This is a genomic window from Halomonas sp. I5-271120, from assembly GCF_030553075.1.
In the GTDB taxonomy this organism is placed as follows: Bacteria; Pseudomonadota; Gammaproteobacteria; order Pseudomonadales; family Halomonadaceae; genus Onishia; species Onishia taeanensis_A.
In genome coordinates this window covers 2,661,997-2,688,315 of sequence record NZ_CP130701.1, presented here as the reverse complement: position 1 = coordinate 2,688,315, position 26,319 = coordinate 2,661,997, and the positions used below count along the sequence as shown (strand labels likewise).

Sequence of the window (26,319 nt, the reverse complement as noted above, 5' to 3'; positions counted from 1 at the left end):
TGTTGCTGTTGCTGTTGCTGAAATAGCCACTCATGGACCGAGTGCGACCGCCAGAAACCAGGGAGGCCCACCATGCCCGACTGCCCGCGCATCCTTAATCGACTGATGCTTTTGCTCTGCCTACTGTGGCTGGCCACATCACCCTCAATGGCAGACGACTGTCCAGACTGGTCACGCCCCGCAGCTAAAAGCGCTATCGACACCCTTGGGAAACGCCTTGCTGAATGGAGCGACGCCTATTACCGCGACGGGGAACGCCTGGTCGATGATGCCACCTATGATCAGGCTCAACGGCACTACCGTCAGTGGCAAGCCTGCTTCGATATTCAAACACTCGAGACCTCAACCGCTCCCGCAGCGGACTCAACCCTTCGGCACCCCTACCCCCTGACGGGGCTCAATAAGCTCGACGACCTAGCCGCGCTTCATGATTGGATGGCACAGCGCCGAGAACGGGCACTATGGGTTCAACCCAAGGTCGATGGCGTCGCCGTCACCCTGGTTTATGAGTCCGGCGAGCTCACGCGAGTGATTAGCCGCGGCAATAACGTCAGGGGGCAGGATTGGCGCAACAAGGCCCAGGCCATTGCTGGCATTCCCAAGCAGCTGCCTGCACCGACACCGGCTCGAGCAACCCTGCAAGGCGAGCTCTATCTCCGCCTCAAGGATCACATCCAGGCCGACTCAGGCAGCGCCGGCGCCCGCAGCGCCATTGCCGGACTCATGGCAAGGAATACACTGAGCACTGATGCAGGTGCTGAGATAGGCCTCTTCGTGTGGGGCTGGCCGGATGGCCCCAGAGACATCGAAACACGGCTAAGCCGACTCGCCGACTGGGGCTTCACCGACAGCGCGCGCTTCAGCAAAGCTGTTGACTCGGCACAGGCAGTCGCCAAAACCAGGCAGCGCTGGTATCGCGAGCCGGCCCCCTTTGCCACCGACGGCGTGGTGATTCGTCAATCGCACCGGCTGGCCCAAACAACACCTACTCGTGAAGCAGCCACCACACCACCCGACTGGGCCATCGCCTGGAAACACCCCTCACGCAGCGCTCACGCCCTGGTCACAGGCATCGATTTCACCATCGGTCGCACTGGGCGAATCACTCCCCTTCTCGAACTGCAACCCGTCGAGCTGGACGACCGTGAAATCAGTCGCGTCAGTCTTGGCTCACTAGACCGCTGGCAGGAGGCAGACGTACGTCCCGGCGACCAGGTCATCATTCAGCTGGCCGGTGGTATCATTCCCCAATTCGAGCAGATGCTGGTTCGCATACAGCCACGCCCCGCCGTGTCGCCTCCAGACCCAGCCACCTATGACACCCTGAGTTGCCTGCGGCTCAGCGACGGTTGTCGTGAGCAGTTTCTCGCCAGGCTAACTTGGCTATCCGGGGATCAAGGGCTCGACATGGCAGGCATTGGCGAGGGCAGTTGGGCAACGCTAATCGACGCCGGCCTGGTGCAAGGCCTCAGCGACTGGCAGACCATCGAGGAGGGGCAGCTGCGCGAACTTCCAGGGGTCGGCGAGGCGCGCGCCGCTCAGTGGCTTGATGCCTTTCATCCAGCAGGTGGCTGGCGGCTGAGCACCTGGCTCAAGGCGCTAGGCATGCCTCCCGCCGCGGACGACAGCCTGACGCCAGTCACGGACCTGCCAGCCCTTCAAGCACGATCGATAAAAGACTGGACAACTTTCGATGGCATAGGCCCCGTGACCGCGCAAGAACTCCGCGCCTTCTTCCAGCATCCGGAGATCCGGCGCCTGCTAACAGCTAGCCTCAACCATTCATAACAATCGCTCATAACACCAGCTTATAACGTTCGGCCGAAGCGCTGGACGCACAAACGCAGACTAAAACCACTGGCATTAACCAGCACGCTTGGCGGCGCACCCGCGCAAAGGAATACAGCAAGTACAGCAACAGAACGCAACAAGACCTGCACCAACGACCGGAAACGGTCGGCACATAGGGTCTAATTCAGACAGAAGCTAAGGCTCGACAAGCAAGCAAGACTAATCTAAGAGAGAACGAGCCCAGAAAGAGCACGCTAATAGAGCAGAAGAAGGATTATCCAAAACCGCAAACAACAGCAGAAATGGCTCCCCGAACAGGACTCGAACCTGTGACCCAATGATTAACAGTCATTTGCTCTACCAACTGAGCTATCGGGGAACAACTACATACTTACTGCTTTGTGCTTGCCGTACGATACATGGCGTATCTGGCAGGATTGACGCGCCGCGTCATTGATCGATCAGGGTAGGGATGGCTCCCCGAACAGGACTCGAACCTGTGACCCAATGATTAACAGTCATTTGCTCTACCAACTGAGCTATCGGGGAATGACCCTATCGATCGTGATGTTCAGTGTGGCTCCCCGAACAGGACTCGAACCTGTGACCCAATGATTAACAGTCATTTGCTCTACCAACTGAGCTATCGGGGAATGACCGGAACACGCGACGTAGTATAAGGATTGGCAGCGCAAGGTCAAGGCCGGTCTGTAAATTCGCACCATAACCCATGGCGAATCAATTACCTGACGCCACAAACAAGCCGGAATCAGTGATGAACCTGATTGAGACCCCACAAACAAAACAGGCCCACACCATGGGTGTGGGCCTGCTGTCTTGATTCTTGGTGGCTACGCCCTGATTCGAACAGGGGACCCCATCATTATGAGTGATGTGCTCTAACCAGCTGAGCTACGTAGCCACACCGCTACCGAAGGCTTAGCGCTCGGCAACGGGGGCGTATTATGCATACCCCCGTTACGCTTGGCAAGCCTAAAGATGAGAGCGGGCCGGTTTAAATATCCAGCGCCTGCTTCACCGCGGCCAGACCGGGCTCACCGTCGACGGTGGTAACGCCCTCGAGCCAACCATCAAGGACTGCCGGATTGGCCTGCAGGTAGGCGCGTGCAGCCTCGCGCGGCTTTTCCCCGTCATCCATGATGGTGCCCATCAGCTGGTTTTCCATCTCAAGGGTAAAGGTCAGGTTGTTGAGAAGCGTCCCGACATTGCCGCATTCCTGCGCATAGTTGGCGCGGGTATTGGTATAAACGGTTGCACCACCCAGGTTGGGGCCGAAGTAGTCATCGGCGCCTTCAAGGTAGGCAATATCGAAGTTGGTGTTCATCGGGTGCGGTTCCCAGCCCAGGAACACCATCCAGTCTTCGCGGCTGGAGCGCGACTTCAGCTCAGCCAGCATGCCCGCTTCACTGGAATCGATCAGCTCCCAGTCACCCAGGCCAAAGGCTTCGTCATCGATCATGTCCTGGATCAACATGTTGCCGTCGTTGCCGGCTTCGATGCCGTAGATCTCGCTATCGAACTGTTCGGCATGATCGGCCAGATCCGCCACACTGGTAACGCCAGCGTCATAGACATACTGCGGCACCGCCAGGGTGTACTTGGCACCCTCGAGGTTGGCGTTCAGACGATCCACCGAGCCCTGCTCGACGTAGGGGTCACTGATCGACGCCATTGACGGCATCCAATTGCCCAGGAACACATCAAAGTCGCCGTTTTTCATGCCGGAGTAGGCGATCGGCACTGAGACCGTATCAACCCGGGTATCGTATCCCAGTGCATCGAGCACCTCGGAGGTCAGGGCGGTCGTCGCGGTGATGTCGGTCCAGCCAACCTCAGCGAAACGCACGTTCTGGCAGGATTCCGGTGCAGCCGCCTGGCTCTGTGTCGCCGCCAGGGTCAGCGCGCCGGCGCTCAGGGCCATCAGGGACATCTTGAGAGTCGGGATCGTCTTGGACATAGGGATCGAACCTCTTATTGGTCTAAAAAAAGGAATGACTGAGCGACGAAGCAGGGACGTGCGCGACATCGCCTGCTACATGGCCAGACACCCCCGGATCATAGGCCGAGTTGGCCGACATCTTTTTATTGATTGAACGTTCAATAAAAAAGATGCATACTTAACACCATAGAGCATTTGCCCTCCCCTGCCCACCCGGTATGCGGCGGGGCCAAACAGAAGAGGAGTCACCACGGTGCCGAAAGTTGGAATGGAACCCATCCGCCGCCGTCAGCTGATTCAGGCCACCATGGAGGCCATTGACGAAGCCGGCCTGGCCGATGCCACAGTGGTACGCATCGCCCGCCTGGCAGGTGTCTCGGCAGGCATCATCAGCCACTATTTCGGCGGCAAGGATGGGCTGCTGGAAGCCACCATGCGCCAGATCCTGAAAGACCTGGGGGATGCGGTTCATCAGCGCCGCCAGGGGCTTCCCAAACATGCCCCGCGAGCGCACATGCGCGCCATCATCGACGGCAACTTCGACCGCAGCCAGGTCAGCCAGTCGGTGATGAAGACCTGGCTGGCCTTTTGGGCCAGTAGCATGCACCGCACCTCTCTGCATCGACTGCAGCATGTCAACGATAGACGGCTATATTCCAATCTCTGCCATCAGTTCAGGCAGTGCCTGCCAAAGCAGCAGGCCCGTGAGGCCGCTGGCGGGCTGGCCGCCATGATCGATGGCCTCTGGCTGCGCGGCGCTCTGGCGCCCGAAGGCCTCGATGTAGATCGTGCCCGCAAGCTTGCCTACGACTACCTGGACGAGAAACTTGCCCACGGCGCAGAGCGCAGTTCGCTGCGCAGGGCCTAACGCACATTCTAAGGAGGTTCTCATGACGACACTTCCCACTCAGCAACTCTATATCAACGGAAAGCTGACCGACGCCACCTCCAGCGAGACCTTCACCGTCACCAATCCGGTCGATGGCTCGCTGCTCGCCACCATCCAGCAGGCCTCTCAGGCCGACGTGGATGCCGCCGTGGCCGCCGCCCGCGAAGGGCAGAAGATATGGGGTGCCATGAGCGGCATGGAGCGCTCGCGCATTATGCTCAAGGCCGTCGCACTCCTGAGAGAGCGTAACGACGAGCTAGCCGAACTCGAGACACGCAACACCGGCAAGCCGATCAGCGAAACCGCAGCGGTCGATATCGTCACCGGTGCCGACGCCCTCGAGTACTTTGCCGGCCTGGCACCCGCCATCGAAGGCACGCAGATCCCGCTGCGCGAAGATTCTTTCGTCTACACCCGTCGCGAACCGCTGGGCGTGATCGGCTCGATCGGCGCCTGGAACTACCCGATCCAGATCGCTTGCTGGAAGGCCGCTCCGGCGCTGGCCGCCGGCAACGCCGTGGTCTTCAAGCCCAGCGAAGTGACGCCGCTGACCACCATGAAACTTGCCGAGATCTTTACCGAAGCCGGCCTACCCGCTGGTGTCTTCAACGTGGTGCAGGGCGATGGCCGCGTCGGCCAGATGCTGACCGCCCACCAGGGCATCGACAAGGTGTCCTTTACCGGTGAGGTCGCTACCGGCAAGAAAGTCATGTCCGCCTCGGCAAGCTCGAGCCTCAAGGACGTGACCATGGAACTCGGCGGCAAGTCCCCGCTGATCGTCTTCGAAGACGCCGACCTTGATCGCGCTGCCGATGCGGCGATGATGGCCAACTTCTATTCCAGCGGCCAGATCTGCACCAACGGCACTCGGGTGTTCGTGCATGCAAGCATCAAGGAAGCGTTCGAAGCCAAGCTCATCGAGCGCGTTGCCCGCATCAAGGCCGGCGACCCGATGGACCCGGCGGTCAACTTCGGCCCGCTGGTCAGCTTCGAGCATCAGGAGAAAGTCCTGTCCTACATCGCACTGGGCAAGGAAGAAGGCGCTCGCGTGCTGATCGGCGGCGAAGCCTGGGACCAGGGCGACGCCAATGGAGTCGAGTGGGCGAAAGGCGCCTGGGCGGCCCCGACCGTATTCACCGATTGCACCGACGAGATGCGCATCGTGCGTGAGGAAATCTTCGGCCCGGTGATGTCCGTGCTGGCCTTCGACGATGAGGACGAAGTGATCCGCCGCGCCAACGATACCGAGTACGGCTTGGCCGCAGGCGTCTTCACCGAGAACCTGAACCGTGCGCACCGCAGCATCCATCGCCTTGAGGCTGGCATCTGCTGGATCAACACCTGGGGTGACTCCCCCGCCGAGATGCCGGTGGGCGGCTACAAGCAGTCCGGCGTAGGCCGTGAGAACGGCATTTCGACCCTGGATCACTACACCCAGATCAAGTCCGTGCAGATCGAGATGGCTCCCTTCGAATCGGTGTTCTGATACGCCTCTGACGTAATCCCGGAAACGGCACCACTACCGCCTGCCATGCCCCGATGGGGCATGGCACGGCATCTTGCGTCTCATCACCGTGACGCCGCCGTTTGCGCACATCACCCAAGCGTTACGTTCACCACCCCCATTCACTGAATCAGGAGGGCTTGTCGATGACACAGCCTAAAGAGTTCGATTACATCATCGTTGGCGCTGGCTCAGCCGGCAATGTGCTCGCCACCCGACTGACCGAGGACGCCAACGTCTCGGTGCTGCTACTCGAAGCCGGTGGCAAGGATCATCGCTTCGACTTCCGCACTCAGATGCCGGCGGCTCTCGCTTACCCGCTTCAGGGTAAGCGGTACAACTGGGCCTTTGAGACCGACCCCGAGCCGCACATGGACAACCGTCGCATGGAATGCGGTCGTGGCAAGGGCCTCGGCGGCTCCTCACTGATCAACGGCATGTGCTACATCCGCGGCAACGCCCTTGACTATGATAACTGGGCCAAGGGTGCCGGCCTCCAGGACTGGACCTACGCCGACTGCCTGCCTTACTTCCGCAAGGCCGAGACCCGTGATATCGGCCCCAACGACTACCACGGCGGTGACGGCCCGGTCGCAGTGGCAACCCCGAAGAAAGGCAATAATCCGCTCTATCACGCCTTCATCGATGCCGGTGTCGAGGCCGGCTATCCGCGTACCGAGGACGTCAACGGCTACCAGCAGGAAGGCTTCGGCCCGATGGACCGTTTCGTAACCCCCAAGGGGCGTCGCGCTTCCACCGCCCGCGGTTACCTGGACACCGCCAAACAGCGTTCCAACCTGACCATCGTCACCCGGGCCACCACCGATCGTATTCTCTTCGAGGGCAAGCGTGCGGTGGGCGTCAGCTACCAGCACAAGGACCAGACCATTGAGGTTCGCGCCCATCGCGAGGTTCTGGTGTGCTCCGGTGCCATCGCATCGCCGCAGCTGCTTCAGCGCTCCGGCGTCGGCAATGCCGAACTGCTCAAGCAGTTCGATATCCCCGTGGTTCATGACCTCAAGGGCGTGGGCGAGAACCTCCAGGACCACCTGGAGATGTACATCCAGTACGAGTGCAAGAAGCCGATCTCCCTGTACCCGGCGCTGAAATGGTACAACCAGCCGAAGATCGGCCTGGAGTGGATGCTCAATGGCACCGGCATTGGCGCCAGCAACCAGTTCGAGGCGGCCGGTTTCATCCGTTCAAGCGATGACGAGAAGTGGCCGAACCTGCAGTACCACTTCCTGCCGATTGCCATCAACTATAACGGCACCAGCGCCATTCAGGCCCACGGTTTCCAGGCGCATGTCGGCTCAATGCGTTCGGAAAGCCGCGGTCGCGTGCAGTTGACCTCTCGCGACCCCAAGGCCGCGCCGAGCATCCTGTTCAACTACATGTCCACCGACAAGGACTGGCAGGAGTTCCGTGACGCCATCCGCCTGACTCGCGAGATCATCGCCCAGCCTGCCATGGACGAGTTCCGTGGTCGCGAGTTAGCCCCTGGCCCAGACGTGCAGTCCGATGCCGAGCTTGACGCCTTCGTGCGCGAACATGCCGAGACCGCCTACCACCCCTGTGGCACCTGCCGCATGGGCGAAGGCGAGGACGCCGTGGTCGATGGCGCCGGCCGCGTACACGGCCTCGAGGGTCTGCGGGTGGTGGACGCTTCGCTGTTCCCGCTGATCCCCACAGGCAACCTCAACGCGCCGACGATCATGCTGGCCGAAAAAATGGCCGACAAGATCCGTGGCCGTGCGCCCCTGAGCCGCTCCGAAGCGCCCTACTACGTCGCTGAAGATACACCGGCCCAGGCAGCGCCCAAATATCGCTTGAAATAGCGCCGAAGCGTTAGCCATGCATGTGTCTAAAAGCCCCGGAAGGTTAGGCCTGCCGGGGCTTATTTTTTGCTTCTTTTCAATGAGTCCCCACCTGCCACACCTCGCCTCAAAAAAGCTACCAAGAGCACAACACACTCGCAGCATTCTCACCTTTCATCTGATTAGTTGATTAATACTTTCAGTATTAGGTTTCTAATATATTAATGTATTAGAAAAACCACATCATCTAGAAATTGACGCTCTACCCGGCGAGTGCCAGTATGAGTCCGAGCGTAAACAAACGTTACCAAACGTATCTGCTCACTCCATCGTCGAGCCAGTGGATGGAATTACGACGATATCTCATCGTTTTACAGCAAGGGTGATAAAAATGAAGAAACTTCTCCTCTCCGCAAGCATTATGGCCATCATGTCTACTCCGGTCCTGGCGGATAGCAATGAAGTCTATATGGATCAGCTCGGCGTTAGTAACAGCTTTTACTCAGATCAAAGCGGATACGGAAACACCATCGGCGGGTCCCGTTATGCGGCCACTCAGGATGGTCGCAGCAACTACGCAGACCTAGACCAGTCTGGTAGTTACAACGGCATCGACCGATTCATGCAAGATGGTAACTATAACCGCGCAGACATCGACCAAGTCGGCTACGGCAACGATTCAAACACCTACCAAAAAGGCGATGGTAACCAGACTAACGTCGCTCAATATTGGGTCGATAACGAATCTAACACCAAGCAAATCGGTGACAACAACCTGATTAACGCGACTCAAAGTGGTTACCGCAACGATATTAATGCAGAGCAGCGCGGCGATGATAACACCATCGAAGCAGTTCAGCTCGTAGATAGCAACAGCCTTACTGCCAAGCAGTTCGGCACCGACAACATGCTGACCTCATATCAGGTTGGTAGCCATAACCTTATCGTTTCGCACCAGCATGGCAATGATAATATGGCACAGCTGAGCCAAGCCGGTACCGGAAACCGCGCCCATGTGACTCAGCACTGACCCAGGGCTGCCACATATAAGAACTGCCGGGCACCCAATAGGGTGCCCGGGTTTTCTCAAGGTGCGATAATTGATGCCCCACATTACAGAATGGAACATCAGGCGCTCGAGAATGCTATCGAAGGCGCTTATCGCTGGCATTATCACTTTCAGTGTTTCTCCTTCGCTCATGGCTCAGCAAGTTTTTACACAGCTCAATTGTAGAGTCGTCATCGAGCGTGACGGCGAAACCGTAAGGGCAACAAGCGTCATCGAGGCTAACAAGCCAACCCGTGCCGACTATGTCCTTAGGGCACTAAAAATTGATGCCGCCGGCTCCGGAACAAGTGAACAATCCGGTTCCATTTCACTGCTACCCGGTGAGTCCGCTACTACTGCACAGACAATTCACAGACTGGCTAAAACAGGTTGGCTCGAATTTCATTTACGCGTCACTGAGCGGTTGACAGGGACCTCATGTGAGGCAAAGGAAATCGTTAGCCCAATGTAGCATCAGGCAATAGAGCCACCTGCTAACGTACCAACTAAAAAGGTAAATGCCATGCGATCAATACTCTCCTATTATCTCACTGCACTGGTATTTACCTTTTTACCAGCACTTGCATCAGCAAGCGACAGCAGCGCTTTCATTACCCAAGTGACAACAAGTGATGCACAGGCACAAGACAATGATCGTCAAGTCGCTAACTTTTCAACACCTGGAACTGGCCAGCTCGGCTCCTTGGACATTGACCGTTTAGCGTTATCTAAAGTATCAGAACAAAACACGCATGGTACTCTTTCTATCGCTAATCAGCAGGGAAGAGATAATCGTCTTTCAGTCGTCGCCATGGGAAGGGCAAATATCACCCTGCAGCAGCAGCAAGGAGTAGGCAACACCTCGGACATAGCGCTTGCAGGGCAACGCAATGCCATTTCCGTTGATCAACGTGGCAATTACCTAGATTCGGATATCCAGGTGGTAGGTAGCAATAAAGTCATCTTCCACTTTCAGCGAGGCACCGGTCAGAGTGGCCAGCAACAGCCACTACTTTATACGGGGAACCAGCGAGAAGCACAGGTCATCCTCGACACCCCCAAAGGGCGCCTGACAAAAACAATAGCCAACTGAAAATTATTATTATAGGAAGATACTAAAATGAAGACCACCACGCCACTCGCCATATCAGCCCTTACTATGATGGCGGCAGCTACTTTGTTTTTCCCGGTTAGTGTTTACGCAGGTGATCTTACCTACCGCCCCATCAATCCTTCGTTTGGCGGCGACCCCTTCAACAGCACTCATCTGCTGCAAATGGCTGACATACAAAACCAGTACAAAGATGATGGCAGCAACCTTGACTCACTTTTCGCGGAGGAAACGGCTGCGGATCAGTTTGTATCTTCAATGCAAAACACCATGATTTCCGGCGCATCCTCACAGCTAAAAGCAGCAATCTTTGACGATGGTGCTCCACCTTCCGGCACCTTCAGATTGAATGGCGCCACGGTGACATATGAAACAGTCAATAACCGTGTTTATGTAAAAGTATCGGATGGCATCACCACCAATTCCTTTGACATTCCTAAGCCCAATACTAATTAATCAGCATTCTCGCGCAGGGAATATCATGAAAAGTCTCACTCAAGCCCTATGCATACTGGCAAGCATTATACTGTCCGGGTGTGTATCGACCCCTGGCCCGATGTCAGAGCCCGCATCCTACGTCAGTGAAACCAGCACATCTTCACTGCTCAAGAACCTGCCAGCGGCGGCCAGGCCAGTCGACATCGCGGTCTATGAGTTTTCTGACCTGACCGGACAATACAAGCCGAATGAAGGCTTTGCGGAATACTCCCGTGCAGTGACTCAGGGAGCCGATGCCATTCTTGTCGATGTGCTCGCCGATGCCGGGCAAGGCCAGTGGTTTAATGTTGTCGAACGACGGGGGCTCCCCAACCTGCTACGCGAGCGCCAGGTCATACAAGCCACTCGCCAGCAGTTCAATGGCCAGGCGGCTGCGCCCTTGCCCCCTCTGACCTTTGCTGGCGTTATTATCGAGGGTGGCATTATTGCCTATGAAACCAATTTATCGACTGGCGGTGCGGGCGCACGATACCTGGGCATAGGGGTCAACTCCGAATACCGCACCGATCTGGTCACCATCAACCTACGCTTGGTGAGCGTGCAGACGGGGCGCATCCTCAACAGCATTACCACCACCAAGAAGATTTACTCTGTTCTGGTTCAGGGGTCGGTCTTCAAGTACATCGCGGCCGATGAAATCCTCGAACTCGAAGCCGGATATACCCGAAACGATCCACCGCAACTTGCCGTACGTGAGGCCATCGAACTGGCGGTCTATACCGCCATCATTGAGGGAGCAGAGCGTGACACCTGGGGGTTCGCGGATACTCAGCAGGGACGAGACGCCATCGACACCTTCCAACAGCGTGTGGCCGGGTTGCCGCCCTCCTCCCATGATCAGGCTTCACAGGACATCTAAGCGCTGCTACTTACGTGATCTCGCCACCCATGAACGTACAAAGCAGGTGGTTCTGCCTGACTTCAAACAAAAAGCCCCGCATCTGCGGGGCTTTTTGGTGCATCGGAACGAACAGCACACCAGATATCGCCTGTCGCCTCAGGGGCTGGTCGCCGGCCGACCAATGGGCTAGGCTACAAGAATTCAAACGCTCGTTAGAATGCTGCCACTTATCGTAACGGAGCCTCCCCCATGATCCACCTCTTACTGATCGTTCTGGCCCTGGCGGGCCTCATCGCAGTAATGCGGCGCGAAGCCGGGGCCTTCGCGGCCCTTGGCGTACTCGCCGTACTTGGCGTCGCTGGACTCGTGCTCGGCGCACCTCTGCTTGGCCTGGTGCTTCTCATCGCAGCCGCTGGCGTGGCGGTATGCGGTCTGCCGCCGCTGCGCCGTCGCTGGCTGTCGCCGCGGCTCTTCGCCATGTTCAAGCGAGTCGCCCCCAAGGTGTCGGCCACCGAGCGCACGGCCCTTGAGGCTGGCAGCGTCGGCTGGGACGGCGAGCTGTTTTCCGGCAAGCCGGACTGGCAGACCCTGCTGGATACCACCGACGACGGCCTGACAGACAAGGAGCAGGCCTTCCTCGATCATCAGTGCTCGGTGGCGGCCGGCATGTGCAACGCCTGGGACATCGCGCGAGAACGCGCCGACCTGCCTCCGGAGCTTTGGGCCTATCTGAAGCAGGAAGGCTTCTTCGGCATGATCATCCCAGAGGCTTACGGCGGCCTGGGCTTCTCAGCCAAGGCACAGTCGCTCGTGTTACAGAAGCTTGCGGTCAACGAGACCCTGATGGTCACCGTGGGCGTGCCCAACTCACTGGGACCGGGCGAGCTGCTGCTCAAATACGGCACAGACGCCCAGAAGGATCACTACCTGCCGCGCCTCGCAGACGGCCGCGAGATTCCCTGCTTTGGGCTCACCGGCCCGCGGGCCGGCTCAGATGCCACCGCGTTGCCGGACACCGGCGTAGTCTGCAAACAGGTCGTCGACGGCAAGGAAGTGCTGGGCCTCAGGCTCAACTTCGAGAAGCGCTGGATCACGCTTGCGCCCATTGCCACTGTGGTCGGACTGGCGTTTCGCATGTTCGACCCGGATCACCTGCTGGGTGATGACGAGGACCTGGGCATCACCTGCGCGCTGATTCCCCGCGACACCGACGGCATGGAGATCGGCCGCCGCCATCACCCCATCGGCAGCCCCTTCATGAATGGCCCGATCAAGGGCAAGGATGTGTTCGTGCCGCTGGACACCATCATCGGGGGCTCGGAAATGGCCGGCCAAGGCTGGCGGATGCTGGTCGAGTGCCTGTCGGTGGGGCGCTGCATCACCCTGCCCTCCGGCGCCACCGGCACCGCGCGCTACGCTCTGGGCTGGAGCGGCGGCTTTGCCCGAATTCGTCGCCAGTTCAACGTCCCGGTAGCGGAAATGGAAGGCGTTCAGGAACCGCTGGCCCGCATCGCTTCGATGGCCTATATCGCTCAGGCCACGGTGCGCCAGACCGCCAACATGATCGACCACGGCCACAAGCCGGCGGTACCCTCGGCGATCCTCAAGAGCCAGCTCACCGAGTTCCAGCGCAGCCTGCTCGGCGACGCCATGGACATCCACGGCGGCAAGGCGGTCACGCTTGGACCGAGCAACTATATTGGCATCGGCTACTCTGCCAACCCGGTGGCGATCACCGTGGAAGGCGCCAACATCATGACCCGCAACCTGATGATTTTCGGCCAGGGGGCGATTCGCTGTCATCCCTATGTGCTCGAGGAACTGGCCGCCAAGGACGCCGACGACCTCAAGGCCTTCGACCAGGCCTTCTTCGCCCATACCGGCCTGATCCTGGGTAACGCCGCTCGTGCCCTGACCCAGGGGCTTGGCATCGGCCGCCCGGCGGTGCCCTTCGATGCCGTCGCCGCGCCTTATGCTCAGGATATTGCCAGGCTCTCGGCGGGCTTCGGCCTCGCCGCAGATGCGGCAATGGCGAGCCTCGGCGCCAGCCTCAAGCTGCGCGAGATGCTCTCGGCAAGGCTTGGCGATGTCCTGTCGAACCTCTATCTGGCCTCGATGGTGCTCAAGTCCTGGCACGAAGGCGATAAGGTCGAAGGCGAGGACGAACTCTTGCACTACAGCTGTCGCTTCCTGCTGCAGCGCGCCGAACAGGCCTTCGTCGAGTTGTTCGACAACCTGCCGAACCGCGCTCTGGCCCGAGTGCTTAAGCCCATCGTGATGCCGCTGGGGCGGCGTTGGGCACGCCCGGCCGATACGCTGACTCGCGGTATCGCCAAGAACGTCTCACAAGACTCGGCGCTGCGCACCATGCTGCTCGCCCATACCTGGGATACTCAGGAAAAAGGCCAGCAGGACAACCCCCTGGCCCGCTACAACGCCTTGCTTGTTGAGCAGGAGCGTGCTGAGCCGATTTATCGCACCCTCAACAAGGCCTACGCCAAGGGCGAGTTGCCTTCTGACGCGCTACACCCCGAACAGCGCATCGAAGCGGCCCTGGCCGCCGGCCTGATCAGCGACGATGACGCCCACTTTATGCGTCTGCATGAAGCCGAGGTGCTTGCGATGCTCAGCGTCGACGACTTCGCCTTCGACGCTTTTGCCAGCGCCAAGGAAAACGTCACCTGGCATAACGCGGCCTAAGGCCGCTCCATCCACCCTGACCACCTGACGGTCAGGCCCCATCGCCCCGCTCAGGATTTCCTCTGAGCGGGGCGATTTCATTGGCTGTCATACCATCATCATCATTCGCACATGAAACTGTCAGACGACTGTCATGGAGCCAGGATATGTTGTCGCCTATGTTCGAATGATCATCAAAAACGCCGGAGCGTATTTCATTCGAGCATCGCCTCGCCATCGCCGACCGCGGTCTGCGCCATGGCGCTACCGACTTCCAAGGAGCTCGACATGCGTTATCTGCCCGCCTGCCTCTCGCATCGTTCCCCCTCTAGCCCCTCTCCCCGCCGGCTGCTCGGCCTGGTCGTAGCTACCGCGCTGACCACCACCTCCGCCAGTGCCATGGCTGCCACCGAAATCGAATGGTGGCATGCCATGGGCGGCACCCTTGGCAACAAGGTCAATGAGATCGCCGACGACTTCAATCAAAGCCAGAGTGATTACGTGATCAAGCCGGTGTTCAAGGGCAACTACACCGAGACCATGACCTCCGCCATCGCCGCCTTCCGCGCCGGTAAGGGCCCGGATATCGTACAAATCTTCGAAGTCGGCACCGCGACCATGATGGGTGCCAAGGGTGCGATCGTGCCGGTGCATCAGCTGATGGCCGACTACGCCCCCGAGCAAGGTGCCGCCTTCGATCCCGACGCCTACCTGTCGGCGGTCACCGGCTACTACACCGACCGCGATGGCCAGATGCTGTCACTTCCCTTCAACTCCTCCACGCCGGTCACCTATTTCAACAAGGACGTACTGGCCAAGGCCGGCGTCGATAGCGTGCCGACCACCTGGCAGGAAATGGATGACGCCCTCAAGAAGGTCGTCGACTCAGGCGCCGCCGAGTGCGGCCTTACCACCACCTGGCCGTCCTGGGTAATGCTTGAGAACTATTCGGCGCGCAACGACATCCCCTTCGCCAGCCAAGCCAATGGCTTCGCGGGCGTGGATGCTCGCCTTGAGTTCAACCAGACCGCCGTGGTCGACCAGATACAGCGCCTTGATGACTGGCAGGCCGACAACCGCTTCGTCTATGGCGGCCGTTACGATGACGCCGCGCCCAAGTTCTACTCCGGGGAGTGCGCCATGATGATGGGCTCCTCGGCGAGCTACGCCGGCGTCAAGGAAAGCGCCAAGGGCTTCGAATTCGGCGTCGCCCCGTTGCCCTACGATGCCGATGTCATCGACACCCCGCAGAACTCCATTATCGGTGGCGCCTCACTGTGGGTGCTGACCGGCCAGGAGGACGATGAATACCGCGGCGTGGCCAAGTTCTTCCAGTACCTGTCGAGCCCCGAGGTCCAGGCCGACTGGCACCAGTTCACCGGCTACCTGCCGATCACCACGGCAGCCGCCGAACTGACCCGCGAGCAGGGCTTCTACGCCGAGCACCCGGGCACCGACGTTGCCATCACCCAGATGACCTCCGCCACCCCCACCGAGAACTCGAAGGGGCTGAGACTGGGCAACATGGTGCAGATCCGTGACGTGATCAACGAGGAACTCGAGCAGATCTTCTCGGGTGACAAGAGCGCCCAGCAGGGGCTCGATGAGGCCGTCGAGCGCGGCAACGCCCTGCTAGAAAAGTTCGCCCGCCGTCAGGGCTGAACTAAGCCTAGCCGTCCTGCCGCCGGATGACGTCCGGCGGCAGTGCCTGGTCCAACCAGGCAGATGTCATCAAGCCCTTTTACGTTTGGCCATGCCGATCAAGGTCCATGGCCTCAGCACCGTCAGACATCCCGCAAGGGAGTTGCCCGCCTATTATCGGCATGCTCCACAGAGGCGACTGCCGGTGTGTCACGCACTACCGAGAGATCCCGCATGGCACATTTCCAACGTCACCCCGTGACGCCCTGGCTGCTGATGTCGCCACAGCTCGCCATCATCGCCGTGTTCTTCTTCTGGCCGGCCTTCCAGGCCGTCAGCCAGGCTTTCTATATCGAGGATGCCTTCGGGCTTTCCCGTGAATTCGCCGGCCTCAGCAATTTCCTCGCCGTGTTCGGCGACCCCGAATATCTCTCCACTCTCGGGACGACACTGGTGTTCTCAAGCGCAGTGGCCATCGGCGCCATGGCCATCGCCCTGGGGCTTGCCGTGCTCGCCGACCGGGTGATCAAGGGCGCCAGTGCCTACAAGACGCTGCTGATCTGGCCCTATGCGGTCGCCCCGGCCGTCGCCGGTGTGCTGTGGCTTTTCCTGTTCGATCCCACCCTGGGGCTGATGCCGGCCGTGCTCAAGACGCTGGGCATCGACTGGAACCATCAACTCAACGGCGGCCAGGCCATGGCACTGGTGGTGATGGCCTCGATATGGAAGCAGATGAGCTACAACTTCGTGTTCTTCCTCGCCGGCCTGCAGGCGATTCCCAAGAGCCTCCTCGAGGCCGCGGCCATGGACCGCGCCGGGCCGGTGCGACGCTTCTGGACCATCACCTTTCCGCTGCTGTCACCGACCAGCTTTTTCCTGATGGTGATGAACGTGGTCTACGCCTTCTTCGAGACCTTCGGCACCATCGATGCCACCACCTCCGGCGGCCCCGGGGGCTCCACCCGGACCCTGGTCTACAAGGTCTACCAGGATGGCTTCATCGGCCAGGACCTCGGGTCGAGCGCTGCCCAGTCGGTGCTACTGATGGTAATCGTCGGCGTCCTGACGCTGATCCAGTTCAAGTATGTCGAGAAGAAGGTGCAGTACTGATGCGTTACAACCGTCCCGGACTGAACATCGCCAGCCATGCGTTGCTGATCGTCGGCTGCGCCCTGTTCTTCCTGCCCGTATGGATGGCCTTCACCGCCAGCACGCACGAGATGGGGGACCTCTATTCGAGCGTCGCCCCGTTATGGGTCGGTGATGCCGGGCTCTCCAACTATGCGCATCTGCTCAACAATCCGGTGTCGAGCCTTGGCGCCAACGTGACCACGCTGCTGTTCAATTCGATGGTGATGGCGCTCGGCATCGCCCTTGGCAAGATCGCCATCTCAGTACTGGCCGCCTATGCCATCGTGTTCTTCGAGTTCCGCTTCCGGAAACTCTGCTTCTGGATGATCTTCATCACCCTGATGCTGCCGGTGGAGGTGCGCATCCTGCCCACCTTCAAGGTAGTGGCCGACCTGAACCTGCTGGACAGCTATGCAGGCCTGATTCTGCCGCTGATCGCCAGCGCCACCGCCACCTTCCTGCTGCGCCAGTTCTACCTGACGATTCCCGCCGAGCTGGTGGAGGCCGCCCGCATCGACGGCGCCGGACCGTGGCGCTTTTTGCGTGACATTCTGCTGCCGCTGTCAAAGACCAATCTCGTCGCGTTGTTCGTGATCATGTTCATCTACGGCTGGAACCAGTACCTGTGGCCGCTGCTGATCACCACCGACGCCGACTACCTGACCATCGTGGTCAGCCTCAAGCGCATGCTGACCACCGGCGACGGCCTGGTGCCCTGGCAGGACGTCACCGCCGCGACCCTGCTGGCGATGGGGCCACCGATCCTGGTGATCCTGGTCATGCAGCGCTTCTTCATCAAGGGCCTGGTCGACACCGAGAAATAGTCGCCCCGATGCCCTGGCCGCCCGCTCCAGCGCGGCACCCACGAACCCCGTCATCTGGAAAAATCTTCGTCATGGCAACCCTCACCCTGACCCAGCTGAAAAAGCACTATCCCAACGGCTTTCAGGCGCTACACGGCATCGATCTCGCCTTCAACGACGGCGAGCTGGTGGTGATCGTCGGCCCGTCGGGCTGCGGCAAGTCGACCCTGCTGCGCACCCTGGCCGGGTTGGAAGACATCTCCAGCGGCGATCTCGAGATCAATGGACGGCGCGTCAACGATCTGGAGCCGGCAGAACGCGACATCGCCATGGTGTTCCAGAACTACGCTCTCTATCCGCACATGAGCGTGTTCAACAACATGGCCTACGGACTCAAGAACCGTGGCACCCCCAAGGACGAGATCCGCCGCCGGGTGGCAGAGACCGCCGAGCTGCTCGACCTCAGCACCCTGCTCGACCGCCGTCCAAAGCAGCTCTCCGGTGGCCAGCGCCAGCGGGTCGCCATGGGCCGGGCCATCGTCCGAGAACCACAGGTCTTCCTGTTCGACGAGCCGCTCTCCAACCTCGACGCCAAACTGCGCGTGCAGATGCGTCTGGAGATCCGCCGCCTCCAGAAGCGCCTCAAGGTCACCTCGGTCTATGTGACCCACGACCAGACAGAGGCCATGACCCTGGCCGACCGGCTGGTGGTCATGAACGGCGGTCGCGTCGAGCAGTGCGGGACGCCGATGGAACTCTACGACCGCCCGGCCACCACCTTCGTGGCCGGCTTCATCGGCTCTCCGGCGATGAACTTTCTGACCGCCCAGCCCAAGGACGGCGATCTGATGCTGCCCTCTGGCGCCCGCCTCTCCCATGAGAAAGCGCGCTCGCTGGCAAGCGACGCTCCCCTGACCCTGGGCATCCGCCCCGAGCACCTGGTCCCGCTGGAAGCCGGACAACGCATGCCCGCCGGCACCGCCGAGCTCGAGGCCCGCGTCGAGCTGGTCGAACCGCTGGGGGCCGACACCCTCGCCTACTGCCGTCTCGAGGGTCAGGAGGCCCCGCTGGTGGTGCGTCTGGATGGCGAGCATGCCGTTGCCGATGACGACCGCCTGCGCCTGGCCATCACCGCCGACCGGGCGCACCTCTTCGACGGCGACGGTCAGCGTCTGTCCTGAACCGGAACTTGAACGAAACCTAAGTCAGAGCTTGAGCCACCACATGAACATGACCTCGCCACCTGTCGCCTCCAAGAGCCCTCTCGACCTGCCGAAAGCCATCGCCCATCGCGGCCTGTCGAATGCCGCTCCCGAAAACACTCTGGCGGCGATCCGCGCCGCCCATGCCGCCGGCATCACCTGGGTCGAGGTGGATGTGCAGTTGCTAGGCGATGGCACGCCGGTGCTGTGGCACGACGCCACCGTCGAACGCTGCTCCGACGGCCTGGGGCCCCTCACCGCCCTGACACTTGATGAGGCCCGCCACCTGGACGTCGGCCGCTGGTTCGAATATCGATTCAGCGGCGAGCGCATGGCGACACTGGAAGAAGCCCTGGTACTGCTTGACGAGTTCGAGATGGGTCTCAACCTCGAGCTCAAGCTAAGTCCCGGCCAGGCGGCAGGCCCTCTCATCGAGGCGGCGCTGCCGCCCGCCATCGCCACCCTGCACCCCGAACGCCTGCTGGTGTCCTCCTTCAGCCCAGAGGCACTCAGACTATCCCGGGAGCGCCATCCCGCGCTTGCCCTGGGCATCCTATATGACGCCATTCCCCCAGAGTGGCAGGCGCTGGCCGACGAGCTCTCGGCCGCCAGCCTGCATGCCGACTGGCGAAAGCTGACCCCAGAGCGCGCCGCCGAGGTAATCGCCAGCCGCCGTCATCTGCTCTGCTATACCCCCAACGATGCCACGAGTTTCGCCTCGCGCTGGGCCTGGGGCATCAGTGCCGTAATCAGCGATACGCCGACATCGTTCTATGCAGCGCTCAATGATGCACCGACGATGGACGAGCCCGGGCAAGACAGCGACCATCATGCTGTCAATCATTCCCATGAAGAGGCACAGCCATGACGGCGACAGCCGCCGAGAACCTCACCGAGCGCCAGGCGCGCATCCTCGAGCGCTTGAGCCAGACACAGCGGCTTGACGTGGAGCCCCTGGCGGAGGACTTCGGTGTCACGCCCCAGACCATCCGCCGCGATCTCGGCGTGCTCTGCGAACGTGGCCTGGCACGGCGCCGCCATGGCGGCATCGAGCGCCCGGCGGGCGGCCATAACCTGGGCCTCGACGAACGCTTCGGCCTGGCCCCCGGCGCCAAGCGCGCCATCGCCGCACGAGTGGTCGAGGAGATTCCCGACGGCGTCTCTCTTGCGCTGGGCATCGGCAGCAGCGTGGTGGCGGTCGCCGAATCGCTGATCGTGCGGCGCGATCTTCGTGTTATCACCAACAACCTGCAGGTGGCCCAGGTACTGGCCAACCATCCGAGCGCCGACGTTCAGCTCGCCGAAGGGCATCTTCGGCCACGCGACCTGGACGTGGTGGGCAGCGCCACCGTGGCCTTCTTCGCCCGCCACCATGTGGATATCGCCGTGCTCGGCTGCGGTGGCCTGGATGCCATGGGCCTGCTCGATTTCGACCCCGAAGAAGCCGCCGTCAGCCGGGCCCTGCTCGCCCATGCCCGCCAGCGGGTACTGGCCGCGGATGCCAGCAAGTGGGGGCGCGCCGCCATGTGTCGTATCGCCCCCCTGGCTGACATCGACCGCCTGGTCACCGATCACCTGCCGGCGTCTGCCGAATATCGGGACGCCCTGGCCGCTGCCCCGCTAACCTGTGATACCGCCCTTTGAGGATGCACCCGACTGCCATGCAAGCCTTCACCGACTGCCCCGCCGACACCCTTGCCGGTATCCGTTACCTGCTCACCGACATCGACGACACCCTGACCGAAGACGGCCGCCTGGCCGCCAGCACCCTGGCAGCGCTGGAGCACCTGACAGATGCCGGCATCCAGGTGATTCCGGTCACCGGCGGCTGTGCCGGCTGGTGCGATCATATTGCCCGCAGCTGGCCCGTGGCCGCGGTGATCGGCGAGAACGGCGCCTTCGCCTTCCGCCGCGACGGCAAGCGCCTGTTGACCACCTGGTGGGACGACGCCGAGCGGCTGCGCGCCCAGCAGCGGGAGGTGCTGGCCGTCACAGAGCGCCTGCTCGCCGCCCACCCGCAGGCCGCCCTGGCTCAGGACCAGCCCTACCGCCTGGCCGATGTCGCCGTCGATCATGCTCAGGCCGTGGGTCCCCTGGCGCCGGAAACCATCGACGCCCTGTTGCATGGTTTCCAGGCCGCCGACATTCAGGCGCGCGCCAGCTCGATCCATATCAATGCCTGGCAGAGCGACTTCGACAAGGCCCGCATGGCGAGCCGGTTACTGGCCGAGACTTTCGGGCTCAGCGAAGCCGACCAACAGCGCGAGGTCATGTACATCGGCGATGCCCCCAATGATGCCCCCATGTTCGCCACCTTCGCCCATACGGTGGGGGTCGCCAATCTGCTGCCCCACCGCGAGCGACTCAATCACGAACCGGCCTGGCTGACCGAGCGCTCCCATGGCCGAGGGGTCGCGGATATCGTCAGCACCCTGCTAGCGTCACGCGAGCCGACAACCCGCCCTATAGCGGCCAGACCCATAGAATCAGGGGAATCGCAGTGACGATCACCACCAGCGACAGCGGCAGGCCAAGCTTCCAGTAGTCGCTGAACCGATAACCGCCAGGCCCCATTACCAGGGTGTTGGACTGGTGGCCGATGGGGGTCAGGAAGGCGCAGGAGGCACTCACCGCCACCACCATCAGGAAGGGATCCAGCGACACATCGAAGCCCTTGGCGAGGCTGGCGGCAATGGGCGCCATCAGCAGGGCCGCTGCGGCGTTGTTGATGACATTGGAGAGCAGCATGCTCAGGGCGAAGAGGCCCGTCAGGGTCGCCACCACTGGCCAGTCGCGACCCATCGCCAACATCTGGTCGGCGATCAGCGCGGCGCCGCCGCTGGTGTCCAGGGCCTGACCCACCGGCAGCATCGCCCCCAGCAGCACGATCACCGGCCCATCGATGGCCTGGTAGGCCTCGCGTAATGGCAGCACCCCTGCGAGCAAGGAAGCCAGCGCCGCCGTCGACAGCGCCACCGCTGCGGGCATCCAGTCGAGCAGCATGGCGACGATGGCCAGTGCGAAGATCGCCAGCGACAGCACCAGCAGTCGCGGCTGGCCGAGGGTCAGATTGCGACTGGCCAGAGGCAGGCAACCGAGGATCGCCAGGCTCTCGCCAAGCCCGCCCTCATCGCCCTGCAACAGCAGCACGTCGCCGGCGCGAAAGCGGATATCGCGCAGGCGCTGCTTGAGGCGCGCGCCGTCCCGGGCCACCGCCACCAGGTGCAAGCCATGCTGGTTGAGCAGTCGCAGCTGCACCACGGTGCGATGGATCATCATCGAGTCGTTGCGCACCACCGCCTCGACCAGCTGCAGGCCCTCGGGGTCCAGTCGACGTGGCGGTTTTTGCTCTCCATCGGCATCGGCTACACCGGCCTCCGCCCCGTCGCCGGCATCCTCACTAGCGGCGACGTTTGCCGATACCTCTTTACCCGAAGCGTCACTACCATCATCGCCAGCCTCATCGGCAGTTCCATCGGCAGTTCCATCGGGCTCGGCGCCAAGCCGCAGGCCGGCCTTATCCTCGAGCAGCTTCATCTCGTCGGGGCCAGCCTCGATCAAAAGGATGTCACCCACCTCGAGCTTTCCCATGAAGGCATGGCCGGCGCGACGTGTCTCGTCGCGAACCACCGCCAACACCGGCACCGGCTCTTCAAGCGCTGCCTGCAGCTCACGCAGGCTCCAACCCAAGGCCTTGCTGTCTTCATCAACCCGCATCTCGATCAGGTAGTGGGCGGTATCGAAGAGTTCGTCCGCGGAGGCTTGGCCCTCTCGGCGCGGGGTTAGCCGCCACCCCAGCAACACGATGAAGAAAAGCCCCGCCAACGCCACGCCCACACCGACCGGAGAGAAGGCGAACATACCGAAGGCCTCGCCGGTCTGGGCGGCGCGGTAGCTGGAGATGATGATGTTGGGTGGGGTACCAATCAGGGTGGTGAGGCCTCCGAGCAGCGAGCCGAAGGCCAGCGGCATCAGTAGCAGCGACGGCGAGCGAGCATGCTCACGGGCCATGCGCATCGCCACCGGCAGCATCAGGGCCAGGGCACCAACATTATTCATCAACGCTGAGAGCACCAGCACCGTGCCGGTGAGCACCAGCACCTGCCATACCAGCTGCTCGCCGACTTTCAGCGTCTGCTCGGCGATCACATCAACAAGCCCAGACCGCTCGAAGCCACGGCTCAGCACCAGCACCGCCGCCACGGTGATCACCGCCGGATGACCAAAGCCCAGGAAGGCCTCACTGGCCGGCACCAGGCCAGTCAGGGTCGTCGCCAGCAGGGCCGACAACGCCACCAGATCATAGCGGAAGCGCCCCCAGGCGAAGGCCGCCAGGGTCAGGCCAAGAATCAGGAATATCTGGGTGCTGTCGGTCATGCATATCACCTCCCTGTGGCAGCACCCCGAGCGCAGGTACCCCGTTAAGCACACCAGCAAGCGGCCGAAAACGCCAGCTCAAACGACGACGCCCGCCATATCGATGGCGGGCGTCGTCGTGTCAGCCGGTCCGTTTTCCTGTCAGCGGGTCATCAGCAAGTCAGGGCACCAGGATGGTCGAGCCGGTGGTATGACGGCCGGCCAGGGCCTGCTGTGCCTTGGCCGCGTCGGCCAGCGCGAATCGCTGGGCGATATCGACCTTGATCTTGCCGGTTTCCAGCATCGCGAACAGCTCTTCGCTCATGGCCTCCAGCCGCTCGCGGGTGTCGGCATAGCCGTTGAGGCTCGGGCGGGTGACGAACAGCGAGCCCTTCTGGTTGAGGATGCCGATGTTGACCCCCTCCACCGGACCCGAGGCGTTACCGAAGCTGACCATCAAGCCGCGCTTCTTGAGGCAATCAAGCGACATCTCCCAGGTGTCCTTGCCCACCGAGTCGTAGACCACATCGCACATCACACCCTGGGTAAGTTCGCGGACGCGTTCGACCACATTCTCTTGGGTGTAATCAATGGTGGCCCAGGCGCCGTTCTTCTCGGCGAGTGCCGCCTTCTCCGGGGAGCTGACGGTACCGATCAACCGAACGCCCAGGGCCTTGGCCCACTGGCAGGCGATCGAGCCGACGCCGCCGGCGGCGGCATGGAAGAGGATGGTCTCGCCACCCTGGAGCGGATAGGTCTGGCGCAGCAGGTACTGGACCGTGAGGCCCTTGAGCATCGAAGCGGCGGCGGTCTCGACGTCTACGCCCTCAGGCAGGCTGACGACCTTTTCGGCGGGCAGCGTATGAAGCTCACCATAGGCGCCCAGGGGCCCTTGGGCATAAGCCACCCGGTCACCAACCCTGAGGTGCGTCACTCCTTCGCCGACGGCATCGACCACGCCAGCCCCCTCGGTACCCAGGCCCGAGGGCAGCCCCGGCACCGGGTAAAGCCCGGTGCGCACATAGATATCGATGAAGTTGAGCCCGACCGCCTGATTGCGAACCCGGACCTCTCCCGGCGCGGGATCTGCGGGGGTGAAGTCGACGAATTCGAGAACCTCGGGGCCGCCGGTGCTGGCGAGCTGAATGCGCTTGGCCATGAAAAACCTTCCTTGTGCTGGAGTATGCATGAACAGAGTAAGGGAACTGCGTCTATCCAAGCGCCCTCAGCCGAGGGGGTCAAGCCCGCCATTGGCAGCAACCGCCGGCACTGCGGCGGCTGCCACCTTGCCTGTCATAGCAAGAGGGCATGACAAGAAGGCGTAACAGATGGCGGCTTACAGCGTGGCCGGAAAGGACTCCAGCCCGCGTACGAAACGTGACTTGTAGCCCTCGAAGACCTCCTTGTCCTGCTTGAAGGAGGCCACCACCGAGCCTTCATCGAAGGCGAGCGTGCGCGTCATGTCATCAAGCCCCTCGGCCGGATGCTGGGCGCCGAGCCCGATGCGCCGCCCCTGCTCGCCGTCAAACCAGCGCGTGATGCCGGCTTCGCGGAACATGGCTTCCTGCTTGGGATCGGTCGCCACCACTTTCAGCGGCGCCTTGAGAGCGAGTTCCTGCACCAGGCGCTGGACGGGGTTCGCCACGCTGCCCTCCTCGAGGGCGGTGAGCAGCGACACTTCCATGCCCTGGCCCGCCTCATCCAGCACCAACAGCGCCAAGGCCGCCGGCCGCGACTGATTGTCGACCAGCGCAAAAATGCGCGCGGCCTCCTGCTTGACCAGCACGCCCAGAGTGCCGGCAAAGGTCGCAAGCGGCGCCAATCCTGCCTGGTGACCGTAGACCTCGGCACACAACCGAGCGAGGCAGGCCTCGCGCTGCTGGACGTTCTTGACGTGCACGACTCTCATCGACTTACCTCTATCGCAGCGCCCGCGGACGCGGGCCTTCGTGTAAAAAAGCCGCAGCCTAGCACAGTCAGACGTCGCTGGCCCCGTCCCGCACTTTTGCACCTGGATGAAGGGCTAACCGAATCATCGGCACTGCGCCGCGCGACCCATATCGTTTAGTCTGAAAGCCGCCCCTTCACGCTCAGGAGCCACCGTCATGTCGGCCTCTTCCATCGACGCGTCAGAGACTTCGCCCCTCTCTTCTCCAGACTCTTCGACACGTTCCTCGGCGGTCTCGTCGTCCCCGTCACTGGCGCCGCCGCGGCTGATCGCCCATCGCGGCCTTTCGGCGAGCGCACCGGAAAACACCCTTGCCGCGGTGCGCGCCGCTTATGAGGCAGGCAGTGCCTGGGTAGAGCTCGACGTCCAGCTGCTCGCCGATGGGACTCCGGTCATCTGGCATGACGCGTCTGTCAACCGCTGCTCGAATGGCCGCGGCCGGCTGGCGAAACTCAGCCTTGCCGAGGCTCGGCGGCTGGACGTAGGCGCATGGTTTGACGCGGCCTTTGCCGGCGAGCGCATGGCGACCCTAGACGAGATGCTCGCGCTGATCGACACGCTTGGCATGGGACTCAATCTGGAGCTCAAGCTCGCCCGTGGCCGCGACCCGGCGGCGCTGGCCGAAACGGCGGTGCCCAGGGCGATGGCGACGCTACCCGCCACACGGCTGATCGTCTCCTCCTTCTCGGGCACGGCCCTCAAGGCCGCCCGGGGACTCGAGCCAGACCCCAAGCGACTCAGGCTTGGCCGGCTCTACGACAAAATATCCAAGCGCTGGGAGGCGGATGCCAGCAGGCTCGAGGCGTTCAGCGTGCACGGCGACTGGACGCGGCTGACCGAAGCCCGCGCCCGGGCGATCAAGGCCGCCGGCTATCGGCTGATCTGCTACACCGCCAACGCCCCCGAGGCCTTCGCGCCGCTGTGGCAATGGGGCGTCGATGCGGCGATCAGCGACGATCCGCGACGTTTTTCCGGCCGACTGCCCGATGCTGTCTAGCGGTTCAGTAAAGGCGGAATTCGACTAGATTGAGCTCAACCCCTGGCAAGAATTGATCTGGATCAAACCAGCGCGACACTGTGGTCAAGAGCGCCACCCAGGC

22 protein-coding genes and 4 tRNA genes are annotated in these 26,319 nt (G+C 61.7%); 18 read left to right on the top strand and 8 right to left on the bottom strand.

The genetic code is table 11. The features are described 5' to 3' along the window. Window positions 1-72: 72 nt before the first annotated feature. A complete protein-coding gene (gene ligB, locus Q2K57_RS11975) occupies window positions 73-1,788 on the top strand; it encodes an NAD-dependent DNA ligase LigB (RefSeq protein WP_304525200.1) in 1,716 nt (571 codons plus the stop codon). Window positions 1,789-2,094: 306 nt separating this feature from the next. On the opposite strand, the gene Q2K57_RS11970 is transcribed toward ligB, so the two are convergent. The 5 genes from Q2K57_RS11970 to Q2K57_RS11950 all read right to left on the bottom strand — a co-directional run bounded on the left by Q2K57_RS11970 (window position 2,095) and on the right by Q2K57_RS11950 (window position 3,769). Beyond that, window positions 2,095-2,170 (bottom strand) — tRNA-Asn (locus tag Q2K57_RS11970). A 94-nt stretch (window positions 2,171-2,264) separates the two neighbouring features. Continuing rightward, a tRNA-Asn gene (locus tag Q2K57_RS11965) sits at window positions 2,265-2,340 on the bottom strand. A gap of 28 nt (window positions 2,341-2,368) precedes the next feature. Beyond that, window positions 2,369-2,444 (bottom strand) — tRNA-Asn (locus Q2K57_RS11960). A gap of 192 nt (window positions 2,445-2,636) precedes the next feature. Beyond that, window positions 2,637-2,713 (bottom strand) — tRNA-Met (locus tag Q2K57_RS11955). A gap of 93 nt (window positions 2,714-2,806) precedes the next feature. Then, window positions 2,807-3,769 carry a choline ABC transporter substrate-binding protein gene (locus Q2K57_RS11950; protein WP_112053470.1) on the bottom strand — a complete coding sequence of 321 codons (963 nt, stop codon included), beginning with the start codon at window positions 3,767-3,769 and terminating at the stop codon, window positions 2,807-2,809. 235 nt (window positions 3,770-4,004) lie between these two features. Between Q2K57_RS11950 and betI the strand changes: the two genes are divergently transcribed. The 16 genes from betI (at window position 4,005) to Q2K57_RS11875 (ending at window position 21,419) form a co-directional block, all read left to right on the top strand. Beyond that, window positions 4,005-4,619, top strand: a complete 615-nt coding sequence (gene betI, locus Q2K57_RS11945) for a transcriptional regulator BetI (protein WP_304525199.1) — start codon at window positions 4,005-4,007, stop codon at window positions 4,617-4,619. Window positions 4,620-4,641: 22 nt separating this feature from the next. Next, complete coding sequence (gene betB, locus Q2K57_RS11940; protein ID WP_304525198.1) at window positions 4,642-6,126, top strand: betaine-aldehyde dehydrogenase; 1,485 nt, start codon at window positions 4,642-4,644, stop codon at window positions 6,124-6,126. A 164-nt stretch (window positions 6,127-6,290) separates the two neighbouring features. Beyond that, the gene (gene betA / locus Q2K57_RS11935) at window positions 6,291-7,982 is read left to right on the top strand and encodes a choline dehydrogenase (protein ID WP_304525197.1); all 1,692 of its coding nucleotides are present in this window, start codon (window positions 6,291-6,293) and stop codon (window positions 7,980-7,982) included. Window positions 7,983-8,352: 370 nt separating this feature from the next. Further along, window positions 8,353-8,991 (top strand): hypothetical protein, encoded by a 639-nt coding sequence (locus tag Q2K57_RS11930; protein WP_304525196.1) that lies wholly within the window; start codon window positions 8,353-8,355, stop codon window positions 8,989-8,991. A 73-nt stretch (window positions 8,992-9,064) separates the two neighbouring features. Continuing rightward, window positions 9,065-9,481, top strand: coding sequence for a curli-like amyloid fiber formation chaperone CsgH (csgH, locus tag Q2K57_RS18360; protein ID WP_369700261.1), 417 nt, complete (start codon window positions 9,065-9,067; stop codon window positions 9,479-9,481). A 51-nt stretch (window positions 9,482-9,532) separates the two neighbouring features. Then, on the top strand, window positions 9,533-10,102 hold the full coding sequence (locus tag Q2K57_RS11925; protein ID WP_304525195.1) for a hypothetical protein: 570 nt from the start codon (window positions 9,533-9,535) through the stop codon (window positions 10,100-10,102). 27 nt (window positions 10,103-10,129) lie between these two features. Then, window positions 10,130-10,576: a curli assembly protein CsgF gene (locus tag Q2K57_RS11920; RefSeq protein ID WP_304525194.1), complete on the top strand. Its 447-nt coding sequence runs from the start codon at window positions 10,130-10,132 to the stop codon at window positions 10,574-10,576. A 100-nt stretch (window positions 10,577-10,676) separates the two neighbouring features. Then, window positions 10,677-11,477 carry a CsgG/HfaB family protein gene (locus tag Q2K57_RS11915; protein ID WP_220086219.1) on the top strand — a complete coding sequence of 267 codons (801 nt, stop codon included), beginning with the start codon at window positions 10,677-10,679 and terminating at the stop codon, window positions 11,475-11,477. Between the two features lie 231 nt (window positions 11,478-11,708). Then, window positions 11,709-14,159, top strand: coding sequence for an acyl-CoA dehydrogenase (locus tag Q2K57_RS11910; RefSeq protein ID WP_304525193.1), 2,451 nt, complete (start codon window positions 11,709-11,711; stop codon window positions 14,157-14,159). 267 nt (window positions 14,160-14,426) lie between these two features. Continuing rightward, window positions 14,427-15,800 carry a sn-glycerol-3-phosphate ABC transporter substrate-binding protein UgpB gene (gene ugpB, locus Q2K57_RS11905; protein ID WP_369700260.1) on the top strand — a complete coding sequence of 458 codons (1,374 nt, stop codon included), beginning with the start codon at window positions 14,427-14,429 and terminating at the stop codon, window positions 15,798-15,800. 213 nt (window positions 15,801-16,013) lie between these two features. Beyond that, the gene (ugpA, locus tag Q2K57_RS11900) at window positions 16,014-16,889 is read left to right on the top strand and encodes a sn-glycerol-3-phosphate ABC transporter permease UgpA (protein ID WP_304525192.1); all 876 of its coding nucleotides are present in this window, start codon (window positions 16,014-16,016) and stop codon (window positions 16,887-16,889) included. Then, window positions 16,889-17,734 (top strand): sn-glycerol-3-phosphate ABC transporter permease UgpE, encoded by an 846-nt coding sequence (gene ugpE, locus Q2K57_RS11895; protein WP_304525191.1) that lies wholly within the window; start codon window positions 16,889-16,891, stop codon window positions 17,732-17,734. The genes ugpA and ugpE overlap by 1 nt, the downstream gene beginning before the upstream one ends. A gap of 71 nt (window positions 17,735-17,805) precedes the next feature. Then, window positions 17,806-18,894: a sn-glycerol-3-phosphate import ATP-binding protein UgpC gene (locus Q2K57_RS11890; RefSeq protein WP_112053482.1), complete on the top strand. Its 1,089-nt coding sequence runs from the start codon at window positions 17,806-17,808 to the stop codon at window positions 18,892-18,894. Window positions 18,895-18,937: 43 nt separating this feature from the next. Next, window positions 18,938-19,783 carry a glycerophosphodiester phosphodiesterase family protein gene (locus tag Q2K57_RS11885; protein WP_369700259.1) on the top strand — a complete coding sequence of 282 codons (846 nt, stop codon included), beginning with the start codon at window positions 18,938-18,940 and terminating at the stop codon, window positions 19,781-19,783. Continuing rightward, window positions 19,780-20,559: a DeoR/GlpR family DNA-binding transcription regulator gene (locus Q2K57_RS11880; protein ID WP_304525190.1), complete on the top strand. Its 780-nt coding sequence runs from the start codon at window positions 19,780-19,782 to the stop codon at window positions 20,557-20,559. The genes Q2K57_RS11885 and Q2K57_RS11880 overlap by 4 nt, the downstream gene beginning before the upstream one ends. Before the next feature lie 17 nt (window positions 20,560-20,576). Further along, window positions 20,577-21,419, top strand: a complete 843-nt coding sequence (locus Q2K57_RS11875) for an HAD-IIB family hydrolase (RefSeq protein WP_304525189.1) — start codon at window positions 20,577-20,579, stop codon at window positions 21,417-21,419. Here Q2K57_RS11875 and Q2K57_RS11870 read toward each other — a convergent pair. The 3 genes from Q2K57_RS11870 to Q2K57_RS11860 all read right to left on the bottom strand — a co-directional run bounded on the left by Q2K57_RS11870 (window position 21,379) and on the right by Q2K57_RS11860 (window position 25,180). Continuing rightward, window positions 21,379-23,292: an SLC13 family permease gene (locus tag Q2K57_RS11870; protein ID WP_304525188.1), complete on the bottom strand. Its 1,914-nt coding sequence runs from the start codon at window positions 23,290-23,292 to the stop codon at window positions 21,379-21,381. The two genes, Q2K57_RS11875 and Q2K57_RS11870, sit on opposite strands and share 41 nt — an antisense overlap. 160 nt (window positions 23,293-23,452) lie before the next feature. Then, window positions 23,453-24,430: an NADPH:quinone reductase gene (locus Q2K57_RS11865; RefSeq protein ID WP_304525187.1), complete on the bottom strand. Its 978-nt coding sequence runs from the start codon at window positions 24,428-24,430 to the stop codon at window positions 23,453-23,455. A gap of 177 nt (window positions 24,431-24,607) precedes the next feature. Further along, on the bottom strand, window positions 24,608-25,180 hold the full coding sequence (locus Q2K57_RS11860) for a hypothetical protein (RefSeq protein ID WP_112053487.1): 573 nt from the start codon (window positions 25,178-25,180) through the stop codon (window positions 24,608-24,610). 196 nt (window positions 25,181-25,376) lie between these two features. Here Q2K57_RS11860 and Q2K57_RS11855 point away from each other — a divergent pair, with 196 nt between their 5' ends. Continuing rightward, on the top strand, window positions 25,377-26,216 hold the full coding sequence (locus Q2K57_RS11855) for a glycerophosphoryl diester phosphodiesterase (protein WP_304525186.1): 840 nt from the start codon (window positions 25,377-25,379) through the stop codon (window positions 26,214-26,216). Window positions 26,217-26,319 lie beyond the last annotated feature (103 nt).

Excerpts from the sequence above, each read along its gene's own strand:
- Q2K57_RS11930 (WP_304525196.1), top strand. The coding sequence starts at position 8,353 with ATGAAGAAACTTCTCCTCTCCGCAAGCATTATGGCCATCATGTCTACT.
- ugpE (WP_304525191.1), top strand. The coding sequence starts at position 16,889 with ATGCGTTACAACCGTCCCGGACTGAACATCGCCAGCCATGCGTTGCTG.
- betB (WP_304525198.1), top strand. The coding sequence starts at position 4,642 with ATGACGACACTTCCCACTCAGCAACTCTATATCAACGGAAAGCTGACC.
- ligB (WP_304525200.1), top strand. The coding sequence starts at position 73 with ATGCCCGACTGCCCGCGCATCCTTAATCGACTGATGCTTTTGCTCTGC.
- ugpB (WP_369700260.1), top strand. The coding sequence starts at position 14,427 with ATGCGTTATCTGCCCGCCTGCCTCTCGCATCGTTCCCCCTCTAGCCCC.
- Q2K57_RS11915 (WP_220086219.1), top strand. The coding sequence starts at position 10,677 with ATGTCAGAGCCCGCATCCTACGTCAGTGAAACCAGCACATCTTCACTG.
- Q2K57_RS11920 (WP_304525194.1), top strand. The coding sequence starts at position 10,130 with ATGAAGACCACCACGCCACTCGCCATATCAGCCCTTACTATGATGGCG.
- csgH (WP_369700261.1), top strand. The coding sequence starts at position 9,065 with ATGCCCCACATTACAGAATGGAACATCAGGCGCTCGAGAATGCTATCG.
- Q2K57_RS11870 (WP_304525188.1), bottom strand. The coding sequence starts at position 23,292 with ATGACCGACAGCACCCAGATATTCCTGATTCTTGGCCTGACCCTGGCG.
- Q2K57_RS11885 (WP_369700259.1), top strand. The coding sequence starts at position 18,938 with ATGAACATGACCTCGCCACCTGTCGCCTCCAAGAGCCCTCTCGACCTG.
- Q2K57_RS11880 (WP_304525190.1), top strand. The coding sequence starts at position 19,780 with ATGACGGCGACAGCCGCCGAGAACCTCACCGAGCGCCAGGCGCGCATC.
- Q2K57_RS11925 (WP_304525195.1), top strand. The coding sequence starts at position 9,533 with ATGCGATCAATACTCTCCTATTATCTCACTGCACTGGTATTTACCTTT.
- ugpA (WP_304525192.1), top strand. The coding sequence starts at position 16,014 with ATGGCACATTTCCAACGTCACCCCGTGACGCCCTGGCTGCTGATGTCG.
- Q2K57_RS11875 (WP_304525189.1), top strand. The coding sequence starts at position 20,577 with ATGCAAGCCTTCACCGACTGCCCCGCCGACACCCTTGCCGGTATCCGT.
- betA (WP_304525197.1), top strand. The coding sequence starts at position 6,291 with ATGACACAGCCTAAAGAGTTCGATTACATCATCGTTGGCGCTGGCTCA.
- Q2K57_RS11890 (WP_112053482.1), top strand. The coding sequence starts at position 17,806 with ATGGCAACCCTCACCCTGACCCAGCTGAAAAAGCACTATCCCAACGGC.
- Q2K57_RS11910 (WP_304525193.1), top strand. The coding sequence starts at position 11,709 with ATGATCCACCTCTTACTGATCGTTCTGGCCCTGGCGGGCCTCATCGCA.
- Q2K57_RS11855 (WP_304525186.1), top strand. The coding sequence starts at position 25,377 with ATGTCGGCCTCTTCCATCGACGCGTCAGAGACTTCGCCCCTCTCTTCT.
- Q2K57_RS11950 (WP_112053470.1), bottom strand. The coding sequence starts at position 3,769 with ATGTCCAAGACGATCCCGACTCTCAAGATGTCCCTGATGGCCCTGAGC.
- Q2K57_RS11860 (WP_112053487.1), bottom strand. The coding sequence starts at position 25,180 with ATGAGAGTCGTGCACGTCAAGAACGTCCAGCAGCGCGAGGCCTGCCTC.
- Q2K57_RS11865 (WP_304525187.1), bottom strand. The coding sequence starts at position 24,430 with ATGGCCAAGCGCATTCAGCTCGCCAGCACCGGCGGCCCCGAGGTTCTC.